Here is a 14,257-nt window from a genome sequence, read left to right as displayed (position 1 = left end):
TTTCTTTTATTTAACTTTCTTATAAAAATTCTTATGAAAAGTCTTGAGATTGTAGGGTTTAAAAGAGCGAATCTCGGCAAGGTGGAATCACAAACCTTGCGCGCTCAGGGTTATGTTCCATCTGTGCTGTACGGAGGAAGCGAACAAGTGCATTTCTATGCACCTACTATGTTGTTCCGTGAATTGCTTTTCACACCGGATATTTTTAACGTTACACTGAACATCGAAGGTACTATATACAATGCGATTCTTCAGGAAACACAATACCACCCGGTAAACGATGCGTTGATCCACGCGGATTTTCTGCAAATCATTCCCGGAAAAGAAATTAAAGTTGAAGTACCTATCAAATTGACTGGTACATCTGCCGGAGTAATGAAAGGTGGTAAAATGAACCAAAAATTGCGTAAATTGCGCGTACAGGGTCTTGCGGATAACATCCCTGACTATGTAAATGTTGATGTGACTGAACTAGATTTAGGAAAATCTGTGAAGGTTGGTGCACTCAAAGCTGAAAATTTTGTTATATTGACAGCGGCAAGCAACCCGATCGCATCAGTTGAAATCCCACGTGCGCTTCGCGGTACACTTGGCAAGTAAGTATTTTATTTTTCATGGCTAATAGATGCAAACGTGCCGACCATTGGTCGGCATATTTGTTTATAGCCAGTTCCGGATTTGTTCAACCAATACTTTATTGATCCGGACATAACTCTCATGCGTCCATCCACCGATATGCGGCGTCAGTACCACGCGGTCGGAGTCACACAAATAATCAAAAACCTCCTGCTGTTCCGCAGTCAGTTTGCCTATCTTTTCATTTTCAAGCACATCCAGGCAGGCACCTTTGATTTTTCCGCTTTCCAAAGCTTCGGTAACCGCCTTTAATTTCACAACTTCACCTCTGGATAAGTTCATTAAATAAAATGGCTTGGCGAAGCTACTAATGAATTCGTCATTCACCAGGTAACGGGTAATGTCTGTCAATGGAATATGCAGGCTGAGAATGTCTGCCTCACGCTGGATTTCCTCGATGGACGATTCCGTCGCAAATGCATCGCCGTAGTTGTCACGGTACTTGTCATACGCAAGCACTTTGCAGCCGAAACCGCTCAGTCTCTTCGCAGTAGCAGAGCCATTATTTCCGTAGCCGATCAAACCGACTGTCTTGCCCATCAGCTCCACTCCCCTATTGCCTTCACGATCCCAAATGCCGCTCCGTACCTGCCGGTCGGCGCGCAGGATGTTGTTAAAAAGTGCAAGCAGCATGCCCAGCGCTTGTTCCGCAACCGCGTCGCGATTGCCTGTTCCGGCATGAAATACCTCGATATTCAGCTCTTTCGCCACATCCAGGTCGATCAGGTCGAGGCCGGCACCTGCGCGTGCGATGAAACGCAATTGCTTTGCATTTTCGAGCATTTCGCGGTCGAGGTAGGTCTTGCTGCGGATCATGAGTCCGTCATAGCCGGGCAATGCGTTCTTTATGTCTTCTCTTTTGTATTCAGGATGGTAATCGTATTCCCACTTTTGCTCGTCCAGCATCTCGAATAATGAGTTATGCATGGAGTCTGCGATCAGGATTTTCATAGTAGCACAGGATTTTTTGTAACTTGCCGGTTGAACCGTCCGGCAAAAGTAATACAGAATTACGCAGCAGAACACATACAACAGCATTTACCTACATGAGCGAACAACACAGTGATAAACCGGTAATCGGGATCACAATCGGCGATTATAACGGCATTGGCCCGGAAGTAATCCTTAAAGCATTAGAGGGGAACCAGTTATCGAAATTGTGCACACCAATCATTTACGGCTCCCTGAGAGTATTGAACCAGTACCGCAACCTGCTTGAAATGAAAGACTGGAACCTGCACGGCATCCAGAAACCCGAGCAGGCTAACCATAAACTCACGAACGTCATCACCTGCTGGCACGACCATCAGACCGAGATACAGCCCGGAAAAATCACCGCGGAAGCCGGCCAGGGTTCATTTGCTTCATTAAAGCGTGCCGTCGAAGATCTCAAAGAAGGGAAAATACAAGCTCTCGTTACCGGCCCGATCAATAAGGACAATATCCAGAACGACGATTTCAAATTCCCCGGCCATACCGAATACCTCGCCGAAGCATTCGGCAAGGACGATGCACTGATGTTCATGGTCGCAGGCGACCTGCGCGTAGGCGTGCTCACGGGCCACATGCCATTGCAAAACGTCCGCGAGCACATCACTGCGGAAAAACTCACAGCCAAGATCGAGCAGATTTTGCAGTCGTTGAAAGGCGATTTTGGTATTAAAAAACCTAAACTGGCTGTGCTGGGCCTCAACCCGCACGCGGGCGAGAATGGCTTGCTTGGTTCGGAAGAGATCGAGATCATTCAGCCGGTAATCAAGCAGTTCAAGGAAAAAGGGAACCTGGTAGTAGGCCCCTTCCCTGCCGACGGCTTCTTCGCAGCAAGTACTTACCGCCAGTACGACGCCGTGCTCGCGATGTATCACGACCAGGGCCTGATCCCATTCAAAACGCTGGCATTCAACGAAGGTGTGAACTTCACGGCCGGGCTTTCGGCTGTACGCACCTCGCCCGACCACGGCACAGCTTATAATATTGCAGGCAAAAACCTCGCAGAACCCGGCTCCTTATTGCAAGCGCTGTACCTGGCCTGCGACGTATCGAGGTTCCGCATTTTCAATGCCGATATGGAAAAGAATGCACTGATCTCGAAGCCGCAACCATCCGAAAGCCAGCACCCGGCGAAATCGGGAGGGAAGCAGAGATTTAACTAATTGTTGACCGCCGACCGCTGATCTTGTTATCTGTGGTCAAAAACAACAAATCGGCGGTCAGCCGTCGGCCGTCGGCGGTCAAAAAACATTTAACCCGTTCCGTAACAGGAACCAACGCACATCATTATGTTAAAATCAATGACCGGATACGGTGTATCCAACATCGAATCCGAATCGATCAATGTCACGGTGGAAATCAAAACATTGAACTCCAAATTCCTGGATATTTACTGCCGCGTACCGCGCAACTACTCCGAAAGGGAGATTGAAATCCGTAACCTCATTACCCAATCGCTGGAACGCGGTAAGGTTGAATTTACATTGACAGTACAGCCCGTTGGAAAAGCCGTCGCTTCCACGTCCGTAAACCGGCCGCTTGTGAGTGCCTATTATCAGGACCTGTCGGAAACCGCGGGCTCGCTGGGCTTCGCCCCCGATACCACCGAGCTGCTCCGCATCGCATTGCAAATGCCGAATGCCTACAACAACGAAACGGTGGACGAATCGAGCAGGGAAAATGACTGGGCGCAGATCAAGGTGGCCGTGATGGAAGCGCTCCGCAAATGCTCCGTTTTCCGTGAACAGGAAGGCCGTATGACCGCCGACAAGTTCGCCGAATACATTGCTACCATCCAAAACCTCCTCGACCAGGTGGCTGAACAGGACAAAACCCGCATTCCGGCCGTTCGCGAACGTCTCGAAAAGCAGGTAAGGGACCTGTTAACCGACGACAATTTCGACCCGAACCGTTTCGAGCAGGAATTGATCTATTATGTCGAAAAATTCGATATTTCGGAAGAGAAAATCCGTTTGGCAAACCACCTTACCTATTTCACCGAAACGATGAAAGCTTCGGAAAGCAATGGTAAAAAGCTCAACTTCATCGCACAGGAAATCGGCCGGGAGATCAATACCATCGGCTCGAAAGCGAACGACGCTACGATCCAGCACCTTGTGGTACAAATGAAAGACGAGCTCGAAAAGATCAAGGAGCAAACGATGAACATTATCTGATGCCCGGAGAGAAGCTTCCTCTTTCCTTCTTCTCCGATTACGATACCCGCACGCTCGCGCAAAAATTGCTGGGCTGCGAGCTGGTGCATGAAAGTCCGGATGGCCTTACAAGCGGCATGATCGTCGAAACAGAGGCCTATTTGCAGGACGATCCCGCGTGCCATGCGTTCAACCGGCGTACAACCCGAACGGAGCCCATGTATGGCATCGCCGGCACGGTGTATGTGTACCTGATTTACGGCATGTACCAATGCTTCAACATCGTCAGCAATGCCGAAGGCACCGGGGAAGCGGTGCTGATCCGTGCATTGCAGCCAACGGCCGGTATCGAGCTCATGGAAATGCGCAGGCTGGTCCGGCCCGGGAAAGCGCCCGGTATGTCCCCGACCGGTAAGGTTACGCTCAAAGAACTTTGCCGCGGTCCCGGCAAACTGGTACAAGCCATGGGCATTGAGCGTGACAAGCACAATGCCACCTTGCTGTCCGGCGATACATTGTACCTCCGCTCACCAGTCGCTGCTCCTCAGGCGATTACAAGCGGCCCGCGTGTCGGCATTAATGTCGGCCGGGAGCTTCCTTACAGATATTACATAAAAGACAATATTTTTGTAAGTAAAGGCTAACCGTACGCGCCTTATTAAACCAGCCTTCGACAACCCACTACGCACCTAACTCCCAAGAGATCAGTATTATATGAATGAATTCTACAAACTAATTCTCCTCTTCTCGTTAGGATGTGTTCTCTCTTTCAGCCAATGTACCTCCACCGGCCAGGACAACGGCGGAAAAAGAAGTACAGAGATCGTGGAATCCAAACCGCAGGAAGGCTTTGCCGAAGACACCGTCCTGATCCATAAATATCACAGGCTTGCCTCCGAGTACTTGTTTCAGGACGCGGAAAAGTCCATGTTCTATTCCAAACACGTACTGAGGCTATCGCAAAAACATCAATGGGCAAAGGGAAAACTACTTGCTTATAACCTGCTGAGTACCTATTACTTGCTCGATGGAAGCTATGACGTTCTGCGCGAGCTTTCCAATGAAACGATCACCCTCTCGAAGCAATTGAACATGCCCATGTTCACCGCCCATGGCAAACGTTTCCTGGGCGAAAGCTACTCCGAATACCGTCAATGGGACTCCTCCCGGATCAACTACGAGCATGCCGTACAGATTTTCACCCAACTGAAAGCCGACAGCTCGCTGGCGTTGAGCATCGAAAACCTGGGCAACTGCTACCGCGAGAAAAGCATGTATGATGTTGCGGTAAAACTGTACGACCAGTCGTACAAGATGTTCGACAAGATGAACTCCGACTGGGGCCGCGCGACTGTCCTGCAAAGTATCGGCTACATGCACGTGCGTACCGGCAACTATGCCGTGGCCGAAAAGTACTTTTTGCAAAGCATTGCGCTATTCAGGAAAATCCAGAACCGGTACGGCGAAGTGAATTGCCTGAACGACCTGAGCAATACCTACTACTACCAGAAAAAATTCGACGAGTCAATCGAGGCAGGACTCAGGGCATTGACCTACTCCAAAATCTACCATTCGACCCAGCAAACCAACTGGGCGCTTGTGACGCTATCCCGCTCCTACAAAGCAAAAGGCTTGTACGATGTAGCGTTGAATTACAGCCAGGCGGTCAACTACACACGGCGCATGATCCATGACGAAACGATCAAACGCCAATACACGATGTACCAGCTGATGTACGACAACAAGCTGATGGACTCCGAAATCCAGCAGAAAATCATCAGCGAGCAGCGTACGGTACAGCGGTTCCTGATCGGCTTCTCTTGCCTCGTTATCCTTTTTGCCGTCTTCCTCTGGTTCAATAACAAAAAGCTCCGCAGGAAAAACGCCGAAATCCAGGCCGCGCTGATTGAAGGGCAGACGATCGAACGAAAGCGCGTCGCTGCCGAACTGCACGACCACCTGGGCGGTACATTGGCGTCGCTGAACTGGTATTTGTATGGAATTGATAAAAAAGTACTTTCCGAAGAAGAACAAAAGATCTACGAAAGCGTACACCAGATGGTGGGGGCCGCTTATAAAGAAGTAAGGAGCCTTTCACACAACCTGATGCCGGCCGAGCTCGAAGAGCACGGGCTGATTATGGCCTTGCACCGGCTGATCAGCAAACTGAACGAAAACAAGAATATCGCATTCGCCTTCAACCAGAAGGGAATGAACAACCGGCTCAACAACAAGATCGAGTTTGAGCTGTACAGCATCGTATTGGAATTGACCAACAACATTATCAAACACTCCGGCGCCACCGAGGCATCGGTTGACCTGACCGAAAACCTCAAAACGATCGTCCTTGTGGTGAGCGACAACGGTACCGGGATGATCGAACCCAGCCGGCAGGGAGTTGGTTTGAGAAATATCAAAAGCCGTGTGGAAAGTCTGCATGGTAAAATACAGATCCACAGCGAGAACCAAAACGGCATCCGTGTCGAAATCGAGATCCCGAAAGTGATCATCAAGTGATTTTCCCGCGCAATGAGACTGTAACGGCTCTTTTGGTCGTTACCTCTTATAGAAAAGATTGAAGCACCCTCATGAATGTTACCGAAAAGGCTCAGGAATTTATTACCGAGAGCGAAAACAGTCTTCACAACGACTCGTTCGTCAAACTCTCGCTCGGCAACTACCACGGCGCCGATGAAAGCCTGAAAAACATCTACATCAAAAAAGTCCTCATCAAGAAAGAGCCGCGGCTCAGCCTTACCTATCGCCACAAAACGCGCGATATCACCAAAAATCACACCTACGAGGAGGTGGTCGGAATGCTAACGCAATGGCTCGGAAGTGATTTCCGCGTTGCGACGCTGCAAATGACCGATTCGGATCTGCTTTTTGAAATGCACCCCAGCGGTAAGACAACTTTGAAGAAAAAAGCCGTCGCCAACAGGGATACGCCCTCTATGAGCCACGATAAGAACAAAAACCGGCTCATTTCGTCGAACGGCAAAGGGTATCTGTTCGATCTGAAAATCACCGACCAGCAGGGTAACGTATTCCACAATGCGCAGGATAAATTCCGGCAGATCAACCATTATATCGACATTCTGAGCAGTCTGATCAGGGAGATTAATCCCGGAAATGCTATTAAGGTAGCCGATATGGGCTCGGGCAAGGGTTACCTCACGTTTGCGCTCTACGATTACCTCAAAAATGTACTGAAACTCACTCCGGAGGTTACGGGCATCGAGTTTCGGGAAGATTTGGTGACATTATGCAACCAAATCGCTCAAAACGCCGGATTCGACGGGCTCTCATTCCGGGAAGGCACGATCGATCAATTCGATGCGGCCGGCACGAATATCCTCATCGCGCTCCATGCCTGCGACACCGCCACCGACGATGCGATATTCAAGGGCATCCAGGCCGGGTCCGACCTGATCGTGGTTGCGCCCTGCTGCCACAAGCAAATCCGGAGGCAAATCGAGAAGCATAAGACCGAGAACGACGTCTCTTTCCTGACGCGGCATGGTATTTTCCTTGAAAGACAGGCGGAAATGGTAACCGATGGTATCCGCGCGCTGGTGCTGGAATATTTTGGCTACAAAACGAAGGTGTTCGAATTTATTTCCGATGCCCACACGCCCAAAAACGTACTGATAGTGGGAACAAAGGGTAATAGAAGCGAAAAATCGCAGGCCGCATCACTGGAAAAGATCCGGGAGGCCAAGCGGTTCTTTGGCATTGAATACCATCACCTTGAAAGATTGGCGGGCATTTGAAGCCTCGAAAATGCCCCTTTTCCCTTCGTAATAGCTATATTTGCAACTTTTTGTGAACTGAATAATTGATTATGTGGAATAAAATAGCAACTTACATTATCCGCTACCGGCTTTTGTGGGTTGCATTAGTGTTAGTATCGACGGTCTTCATGGCCTATGAAGCCAGCAAAATTGAACTCTCCTACAATTTCGCACGCATCCTGCCCTCCAACGACCCCGTAGAGAAAGAATACCAGGACTTCCGCAAGCTTTTCGGTGAAGACGGCAGTGTGATGGTGATCGGCTGGCAGGACCCGCAGCTTTTCGAGATCAACAAATTCCGCGACTGGTGCAAGCTCTCCCAGCAAATTAAGGAGACAGAGGGTATCAAGAACGTGCTTTCGCTGGCCAATGTCTATAAAATTGCCCGCAACGACAGTCTCACCCGTTTCGATTTCTCCCCGGTTATCCGCGATATTCCCAACACCCAGGCGGAGGCCGACAGCATTAAAAAAGAGATTGCCAATCTGCCCATTTACGAAGGGCTGGTCCTCAACAGCAAAACCAACGCGACACTCATCGTCATCACCTTCAACGACAAAGAACTCAATTCGAAACGCCGCCTGACGATCGTCGACGATATCGAGAAAATGTCGGAAACGTTCGCGACCAAATACAATACCGATCTGCATTATTCCGGGATGCCTTACATCCGGACGGTGAATATGAAGAAGATCTCCGGTGAAATGGAGCTTTTCATGGGCTTGGCGGTATTCGTGACGCTGCTCATTCTCTGGGCGTTCTTCCGCTCATTCCGGCTTACTTTGCTGTCCATTATAGTGGTGCTCATCGGTGTGGTGTTCTCGGTAGGGATATTGCATTTATTTAACTACAAAATCACTGCGCTCACAGGCCTAATTCCGCCCTTGCTGATTGTCATCGGCGTACCCAACTGCGTGTTCCTGATCAATAAATACCAGGCGGAGCTCGTCTCGCATAATAACAAAGACGAGGCATTGCGTGAAATGATCCGCCAAATAGGGTTGTCGACGTTTCTGGCGAACATGACGACGGCTATTGGTTTTGGGGTGTTTTATTTCACCAATAGTATTCTGCTGGTAGAATTTGGTGTGGTGGCTGCCATCAGTGTGATGGTTACCTATGTGCTTTGCCTGGTTCTTCTGCCCATTACTTTGCATTACATGAGCACGCCTAAGCCCCGCCATTTGAAACACCTCGAAGGCAAATGGGCATTCGGGTTCCTCAGGATGGTCAACAATCTGGTGCACAATCGCCGGAAAGAAATTTACATTGCCATGGTCGTGCTTATCGTCGTTTCGGCATTCGGTATGACCAAGATCAAGACGATCGGTTATGTGGTAGATGATTTGCCCAAGAAGGATGTCGTGTACACCGACCTCCGCTTTTTTGAGAAAAACTTCAATGGCGTACTGCCTTTTGAGGTGATGATCAACACCCAACAGCCAAACGGCGTTTTCGCGGACCAGGCCAGGACCTTGTATAAAATCAAGGCTTTGCAGAATGAAATGGCCAAATTCCCCGAGTTCTCAAAACCCGTTTCCATCGTAGAAGCATCCAAATTCCTTTATCAGGGTTACCGCGGCGGTGATGCCAAGTATTACGCATTACCGGGCGTGCTGGAACTAAATAAAATGGCTCCATATCTGCAAAGCCAGCAAGGTGCGGCCAAGCAGCTGACTTCGTTTTTGAACGAGGACAAAAGCGTTACTCGCGTCAGTTTCCAAATGGCCGATGTCGGCTCCGAGCGCATTAAGGAGCTCATGGGCCGGATCCGCCCGAAGGTCGATTCGATTTTCAGCCCCGAGAAATACAAGGTGGGACTCACCGGCCACAGCCTGGTGTTCCTGAAAAGCAACGACTACCTGCTCAGCAATCTGTACGAAAGCCTCCTCATCGCGATTGTGCTCATCGCAATCGTGGGTATGGCGCTTTTCCGCTCCATCCCGATTATCCTGCTTTCTAAACTCCCCTGCCTGATCCCGCTCGCATTGACAGCCGGCATCATGGGGTATTTCGATATTTATTTCAAACCGACGACGATCCTTATTTTCAGCATCACATTCGGTATTGCGTCCGACGGAACGGTTTACTTCCTGACACGCTACCGCGAGGAGCTCTATAAAAAAGGCCTGACGCCATCGAAAGCGGTAACCGCTTCTATTTTCGGAACTGGTCTGAGTATGATCTACACGGCGGTGATCCTTTTCTGCGGGTTTTCGATTTTTGCTGCGTCCAGTTTTGGTGGAACGGCTGCGATGGGCGTCATGGTATCCATCACTTTGCTGGTAGCAATGTGCACCAATCTGATCCTTTTGCCCGCATTATTGCTTTCAATTGCCAAACGTCAGGGGAAAAATGTGAAACCGAGCTAGTATATTAGCCGTTGTCATACTAACTCCTGTCACCACATGAAAAAATTCTTTACGGCGCTATCCCTTTCCATTACGGGGATAGCGCTTCCCGTTTCGGCCCAAACCGATTTCCAGGCCGACTCTATCTTCATCCGTAAAATTTATAACGCAGCGCTCGGAGAGGGGAAGTCCTACGAATGGCTCCGGCACCTCACCCAACAGGTCGGACCGAGATTAAGCGGCTCGGAAGGTGCTGCGAAGGCTGTTGTTTATACCAAATCCGTCATGGAAGGCGAGCGTTTTGATCACGTATTCCTGCAAAATGTAATGGTTCCGCATTGGGTACGCGGAGCGAAGGAGAAAGCGCAGATCATTGTCGGCAAACAAAAAACGGACGTCCCCATAGCGGCATTGGGCGGTTCGATCGCCACGCCCAAAGGCGGTGTTAAAGGCAAGGTAATCGAGGTGAAGAGCTTCCAGGAGCTTCGCGACTTGGGTGCTGAGAAGGTGAAGGGCAAAATTGTGTTCTTCAACCGTCCGATGGATCCTACCAAAATCAACACATTTGAAGCGTACGCGGGTGCGGTGGAGCAACGTGCCGCGGGCGCGAGCGAAGCGGCCAAACTGGGCGCGATAGGCTCCATTACCCGCTCCATGACGACCCGCCTCGACGATTTCCCACACACAGGCAGCATGCGCTACGCGAGCGGCGCACCCATGATTCCCGCTGCGGCGATCAGCACAAACGGCGCTGAATTGTTGTCCAAAACATTAAAAGGAAATCCAGAAACAGAATTCTATTTCGAGCAACATTGTGAAACGCTTCCGGATGCTCCCTCGCATAATGTGGTCGGCGAATTGAAGGGTAAAACCAGCCCCGACAAGTACATTGCCGTAGGCGGCCACCTCGATTCGTGGGATTTCGCCCAGGGTGCGCACGACGACGGTTCCGGCTGTGTACAGTCCATCGAGGCGGTGCGGATACTGAAAGCATTGGGTTACCAGCCCAACAATACGTTGCGTGCGGTTATGTTCATGAATGAGGAGAATGGCATGAAGGGCGGCGTTACCTATGCCGATTCCGCGAAGTCCCGAAAAGAGCCCCATATCGCAGCGATTGAATCTGATCACGGAGGTTTTTCGCCACGCGGCTTCGGGATTGTAGGTACGCCTGGACAAAAAGCTAAAATCCAGGAATGGGCGAAGCTGTTTGCGGCTTATGGCGTTCATGAGCTGGGACCCGGCGGCGGCGGTGCGGATATCGGTCCGCTGGCGCAGCAGGGGACGGTACTACTGGGTCTGATGCCTGACACGCAGCGGTATTTCGACTACCACCATGCGGCGAATGACAAGTTCGAGACTGTCAGCAAGCGGGAGCTGGAACTGGGTGCCGCGGCAATGGCTTCGATGCTATACCTTATCGACAAATATGGCCTTTAGGCCATCCCTTGTCCCAGGGACTGAAGTCCCTGGATGCGAAGTGTGTCGGGCCGCTGGCCCTTGTTAACGGCAAAGGGGACTTTCGTCCCCTTTGTTATGTCATTTTTTCAAAAGTCTTTTCCATCCAATCTTCGGGGATGTCGTCCAGCGCTTGTTTGAGCTTTTCGGCCCAGATTCTCGATACTTCTTCCATATCCTTTTGCTCGTAACGATGTTCGGCGATGGCGAAGCTGTCTTTTTTGTACAACACCACGTCGATCGGGAAGTCGACGTCGTTGTTGCTCACGCGTGTAGAGTCGAATGAGAGGAACCCGGCTTTCAGTGCCTGTTTCATCGTCGAGTTTTCATTGAGCACGCGATTCAAGATAGCTTTTCCCTGCCCGGAGTTGCCGATGATCACATACGGCGAGCCTTCGTCGAGCTCCACCCAGTTGCCTTCCGAATAAAGGAGAAACAGTTTGTGATCCTTATCGTCTTTCAGCTGGCCACCCACAATGGTATTGAGATTAAATTTCAGGCCCGACCTTTCCAGGCTCGCCCTATCCTCCTCCGCTACCCGTTTAATTTGCTCACCGAATGCATTGACAGCCTTGTAAAGCTTGTTGTACACCACGCCTTCGCTGAGCAGCTCCTCGAAATAATGTACCGCTTTGTCGCGTACGGATCGCAATCCGCTGGTCATAATGAACATCGAATAGTTGTCCTGCTGGGTGACATACATCTTCTTTTTGGTGGTGGTGTTGGTGCCTGCGGTGATCCGCGTATCGGCCAGGGCAACGAGGCCCTCTTTCACTTTTATTCCTAAACAATAAGTCATTTTTCTGCACTTTGAACCAGCCCAAAAATACCAAATCACATCCTGAACATCACAACAAATCCCTTTTTCATCGATATTTAAGGCCAAACAAGTCCATATCACCGCCATGATCCACACCGTTCACCTGTTTGCCGAACTCGACGAGCACCTCATCGCATTGCTCAGATCCCTGACTCCCGAAGAATGGGAAAAGCCGACCGTCGCCCGTCTGTGGAAGGTCCGCGACGTCGCCGCGCACTTGCTCGACGGAAATATCCGTGTGATATCGATGTATCGCGACGCCCACTTCACCGCACCTGACCGGGAAATCAACAGCTATGACGACCTGGTAGCATACCTGAACCATTTGAATGCGGAATGGGTACAGGCCTCGAAACGAATGAGTCCTGCCCTGCTCACCGATTTTTTGGAAAGCACTGGTAAGCAATATTCCGAAATCATGACCCGGCAGGATCTGGAAGCCGATGCGATCTTTTCGGTGTCCTGGGCCGGCGAAACAGTTTCCAAAAACTGGTTCCGCATTGCCCGCGAATACACCGAGAAATGGCACCACCAGCAACAGATCCGCGACGCCGTCGGTAAACCCGGCATTATGACGCCCCGGCTCTTTCGTCCGCTCATCGAAACCTTTCTGCGCGGGCTTCCGCATACGTACAGACACACGCAGGCGCCCGAGGGCACGGCCGTACGCATCGGCATTGTACTGGATCAGGCTTTTGAATGGTTTTTGGTTAAAACAGTAAATGGCTGGGTGATCGATGAAACTTGCGAAAAAGCCCCGGAAGCATCGCTTACCCTCGATGCCGACACAGCCTGGAAACTTTTTACCAAAGCCATTAAACCAGACGAGGCGCTCGCAAAAGCACATTTGACTGGCGATAAAGAACTTGCAGGCATTACATTAAACCTGATTGCGGTAATGGCCTAGTTTGGAAAATCTGCGGCAGTCAATCCAAAAGGGTTGTCAAAACAGTATATAAGGCATGAAACTGTATCCAATTTTGATCATGCTGTGTACGCTGGCTTGTGCCGGTACGGATAGTCCCGCACCGCCCACGCCCGAGCGCCCTGATGAAAGCGGCAAGGCGACTTACCTCGCCCTGGGCGACTCCTATACCATCGGACAGAGCGTCGAACCGGACGAGCGCTGGCCCGTGATATTGGCGGACGAGCTCAAAAAAGCGGGGAAACCGGTCGCTACGCCCCAAATCATCGCAAGGACCGGCTGGACAACGCGCAATCTGCTCGACGCATTGGAGCAAAGCCCTCCCACGGGGACATTCGACCTCGTGTCGCTGCTGATCGGGGTAAATAACCAGTACCAGGGCAGAAATAAGGAGGAATACCGGATCGAATTTCGCCAGCTTTTGCAGAAATCGATCGCGTATGCGGGCGACGATGCAGGGAATGTGTTCGTGTTGTCCATCCCGGATTGGGGCGTAACGGCCATGGGTGAAGGCAACCGCGACCATATCGCTGCGGAAATAGACAGCTTCAATGCCATTGCAAAAGATGAGTGTGATAAATTAAAAGTCGTTTTCATCGACATTACCGGCATATCACGGACGGCGCTGAACGACCCCACCATGATCGCCAGCGACCAGCTGCATTTCTCCGGCAAAATGTACCGGCTGTGGGTAAACGAAGCCCTTTCACGCGTCAAACAGCTTTTCTGAAAAACTAAAAACCTCCGCTGGCCATTCAGCGGAGGTTTATGTACTATTATTCCAAAATTCTAATAACCTTATTTCAAGCTTCCTGCAATGCTTTGAGGCGAAACACGAGCCCATTCATTTCGTCAGACGGACGGAGCTGGCATGAAAGCCTGCTGTTACTGTCGGCATTGGGCAGTGTATCGAGTGTGTCCAGCTCCTGGTCGTTAGACGCTGGCAGCTTTTCCTTGCCTTCCAGCACTTCGATGTGGCAGGTCGCACACAGGGCCATTCCGCCGCAGGTTGCCTGGATGTCGTATTCGTATGCTTTGAGGATCTCCATCAGGTTGAAACCCATATCAGTGGGTACTTCCAGCGCCTGACGCTCGCCCAAGTCGTTCTCTATGAATATATTGATCAT

General features: G+C 50.6%; 13 protein-coding genes. 10 read left to right on the top strand and 3 right to left on the bottom strand.

What is annotated here, in order from left to right; translation table 11 throughout:
- Positions 1 to 33 precede the first annotated feature (33 nt).
- Positions 34 to 600 carry a 50S ribosomal protein L25/general stress protein Ctc gene (locus CLV60_RS10505; protein ID WP_106595327.1) on the top strand — a complete coding sequence of 189 codons (567 nt, stop codon included), beginning with the start codon at positions 34 to 36 and terminating at the stop codon, positions 598 to 600.
- A 60-nt stretch (positions 601 to 660) separates the two neighbouring features.
- Here the strand turns inward: CLV60_RS10505 and CLV60_RS10500 are convergent, their stop codons facing one another.
- Positions 661 to 1,674, bottom strand: a complete 1,014-nt coding sequence (locus tag CLV60_RS10500) for a 2-hydroxyacid dehydrogenase (protein WP_106595326.1) — start codon at positions 1,672 to 1,674, stop codon at positions 661 to 663.
- Between the two features lie 8 nt (positions 1,675 to 1,682).
- Here CLV60_RS10500 and pdxA point away from each other — a divergent pair, with 8 nt between their 5' ends.
- The 7 genes from pdxA to CLV60_RS10465 all read left to right on the top strand — a co-directional run bounded on the left by pdxA (position 1,683) and on the right by CLV60_RS10465 (position 11,367).
- Positions 1,683 to 2,789, top strand: coding sequence for a 4-hydroxythreonine-4-phosphate dehydrogenase PdxA (gene pdxA, locus CLV60_RS10495; RefSeq protein ID WP_106595325.1), 1,107 nt, complete (start codon positions 1,683 to 1,685; stop codon positions 2,787 to 2,789).
- Between the two features lie 126 nt (positions 2,790 to 2,915).
- Positions 2,916 to 3,803 (top strand): YicC/YloC family endoribonuclease, encoded by an 888-nt coding sequence (locus CLV60_RS10490; protein ID WP_106595324.1) that lies wholly within the window; start codon positions 2,916 to 2,918, stop codon positions 3,801 to 3,803.
- A complete protein-coding gene (locus CLV60_RS10485) occupies positions 3,803 to 4,426 on the top strand; it encodes a DNA-3-methyladenine glycosylase (RefSeq protein WP_106595323.1) in 624 nt (207 codons plus the stop codon). The genes CLV60_RS10490 and CLV60_RS10485 overlap by 1 nt, the downstream gene beginning before the upstream one ends.
- A 70-nt stretch (positions 4,427 to 4,496) precedes the next feature.
- The gene (locus CLV60_RS10480; protein ID WP_106595322.1) at positions 4,497 to 6,299 is read left to right on the top strand and encodes a tetratricopeptide repeat-containing sensor histidine kinase; all 1,803 of its coding nucleotides are present in this window, start codon (positions 4,497 to 4,499) and stop codon (positions 6,297 to 6,299) included.
- Between the two features lie 71 nt (positions 6,300 to 6,370).
- Complete coding sequence (locus CLV60_RS10475; RefSeq protein ID WP_106595321.1) at positions 6,371 to 7,555, top strand: class I SAM-dependent methyltransferase; 1,185 nt, start codon at positions 6,371 to 6,373, stop codon at positions 7,553 to 7,555.
- 71 nt (positions 7,556 to 7,626) lie between these two features.
- A complete protein-coding gene (locus CLV60_RS10470; RefSeq protein ID WP_106595320.1) occupies positions 7,627 to 9,948 on the top strand; it encodes an efflux RND transporter permease subunit in 2,322 nt (773 codons plus the stop codon).
- A 36-nt stretch (positions 9,949 to 9,984) separates the two neighbouring features.
- Positions 9,985 to 11,367: a M20/M25/M40 family metallo-hydrolase gene (locus tag CLV60_RS10465; RefSeq protein WP_106595319.1), complete on the top strand. Its 1,383-nt coding sequence runs from the start codon at positions 9,985 to 9,987 to the stop codon at positions 11,365 to 11,367.
- 94 nt (positions 11,368 to 11,461) lie between these two features.
- Here the strand turns inward: CLV60_RS10465 and CLV60_RS10460 are convergent, their stop codons facing one another.
- Positions 11,462 to 12,184 (bottom strand): proteasome-type protease, encoded by a 723-nt coding sequence (locus tag CLV60_RS10460; RefSeq protein ID WP_106595318.1) that lies wholly within the window; start codon positions 12,182 to 12,184, stop codon positions 11,462 to 11,464.
- A 106-nt stretch (positions 12,185 to 12,290) separates the two neighbouring features.
- Here CLV60_RS10460 and CLV60_RS10455 point away from each other — a divergent pair, with 106 nt between their 5' ends.
- Together CLV60_RS10455 and CLV60_RS10450 are read left to right on the top strand one after the other, a co-directional pair.
- Complete coding sequence (locus tag CLV60_RS10455) at positions 12,291 to 13,112, top strand: maleylpyruvate isomerase N-terminal domain-containing protein (protein ID WP_106595317.1); 822 nt, start codon at positions 12,291 to 12,293, stop codon at positions 13,110 to 13,112.
- Between the two features lie 55 nt (positions 13,113 to 13,167).
- Positions 13,168 to 13,860, top strand: a complete 693-nt coding sequence (locus CLV60_RS10450) for an SGNH/GDSL hydrolase family protein (RefSeq protein ID WP_106595316.1) — start codon at positions 13,168 to 13,170, stop codon at positions 13,858 to 13,860.
- A 73-nt stretch (positions 13,861 to 13,933) separates the two neighbouring features.
- Here CLV60_RS10450 and CLV60_RS10445 read toward each other — a convergent pair whose 3' ends face one another.
- Complete coding sequence (locus CLV60_RS10445) at positions 13,934 to 14,257, bottom strand: 2Fe-2S iron-sulfur cluster-binding protein (protein ID WP_106595315.1); 324 nt, start codon at positions 14,255 to 14,257, stop codon at positions 13,934 to 13,936.

The sequence above is a fragment of the Dyadobacter jiangsuensis genome (assembly GCF_003014695.1).
Taxonomy (GTDB): domain Bacteria; phylum Bacteroidota; class Bacteroidia; order Cytophagales; family Spirosomataceae; genus Dyadobacter; species Dyadobacter jiangsuensis.
Note: the sequence above shows the minus strand (reverse complement) of the source record. Positions and strands in the feature narration are given on the sequence as shown.

Bases quoted from the DNA above. Each gene is read 5' to 3' on its own strand.
- CLV60_RS10505 (WP_106595327.1), top strand. From the start codon at position 34: ATGAAAAGTCTTGAGATTGTAGGGTTTAAAAGAGCGAATCTCGGCAAG.
- CLV60_RS10500 (WP_106595326.1), bottom strand. From the start codon at position 1,674: ATGCTGTTGTATGTGTTCTGCTGCGTAATTCTGTATTACTTTTGCCGG.
- pdxA (WP_106595325.1), top strand. From the start codon at position 1,683: ATGAGCGAACAACACAGTGATAAACCGGTAATCGGGATCACAATCGGC.
- CLV60_RS10490 (WP_106595324.1), top strand. From the start codon at position 2,916: ATGTTAAAATCAATGACCGGATACGGTGTATCCAACATCGAATCCGAA.
- CLV60_RS10485 (WP_106595323.1), top strand. From the start codon at position 3,803: ATGCCCGGAGAGAAGCTTCCTCTTTCCTTCTTCTCCGATTACGATACC.
- CLV60_RS10480 (WP_106595322.1), top strand. From the start codon at position 4,497: ATGAATGAATTCTACAAACTAATTCTCCTCTTCTCGTTAGGATGTGTT.
- CLV60_RS10475 (WP_106595321.1), top strand. From the start codon at position 6,371: ATGAATGTTACCGAAAAGGCTCAGGAATTTATTACCGAGAGCGAAAAC.
- CLV60_RS10470 (WP_106595320.1), top strand. From the start codon at position 7,627: ATGTGGAATAAAATAGCAACTTACATTATCCGCTACCGGCTTTTGTGG.
- CLV60_RS10465 (WP_106595319.1), top strand. From the start codon at position 9,985: ATGAAAAAATTCTTTACGGCGCTATCCCTTTCCATTACGGGGATAGCG.
- CLV60_RS10460 (WP_106595318.1), bottom strand. From the start codon at position 12,184: ATGACTTATTGTTTAGGAATAAAAGTGAAAGAGGGCCTCGTTGCCCTG.
- CLV60_RS10455 (WP_106595317.1), top strand. From the start codon at position 12,291: ATGATCCACACCGTTCACCTGTTTGCCGAACTCGACGAGCACCTCATC.
- CLV60_RS10450 (WP_106595316.1), top strand. From the start codon at position 13,168: ATGAAACTGTATCCAATTTTGATCATGCTGTGTACGCTGGCTTGTGCC.
- CLV60_RS10445 (WP_106595315.1), bottom strand. From the start codon at position 14,257: ATGATCAATATATTCATAGAGAACGACTTGGGCGAGCGTCAGGCGCTG.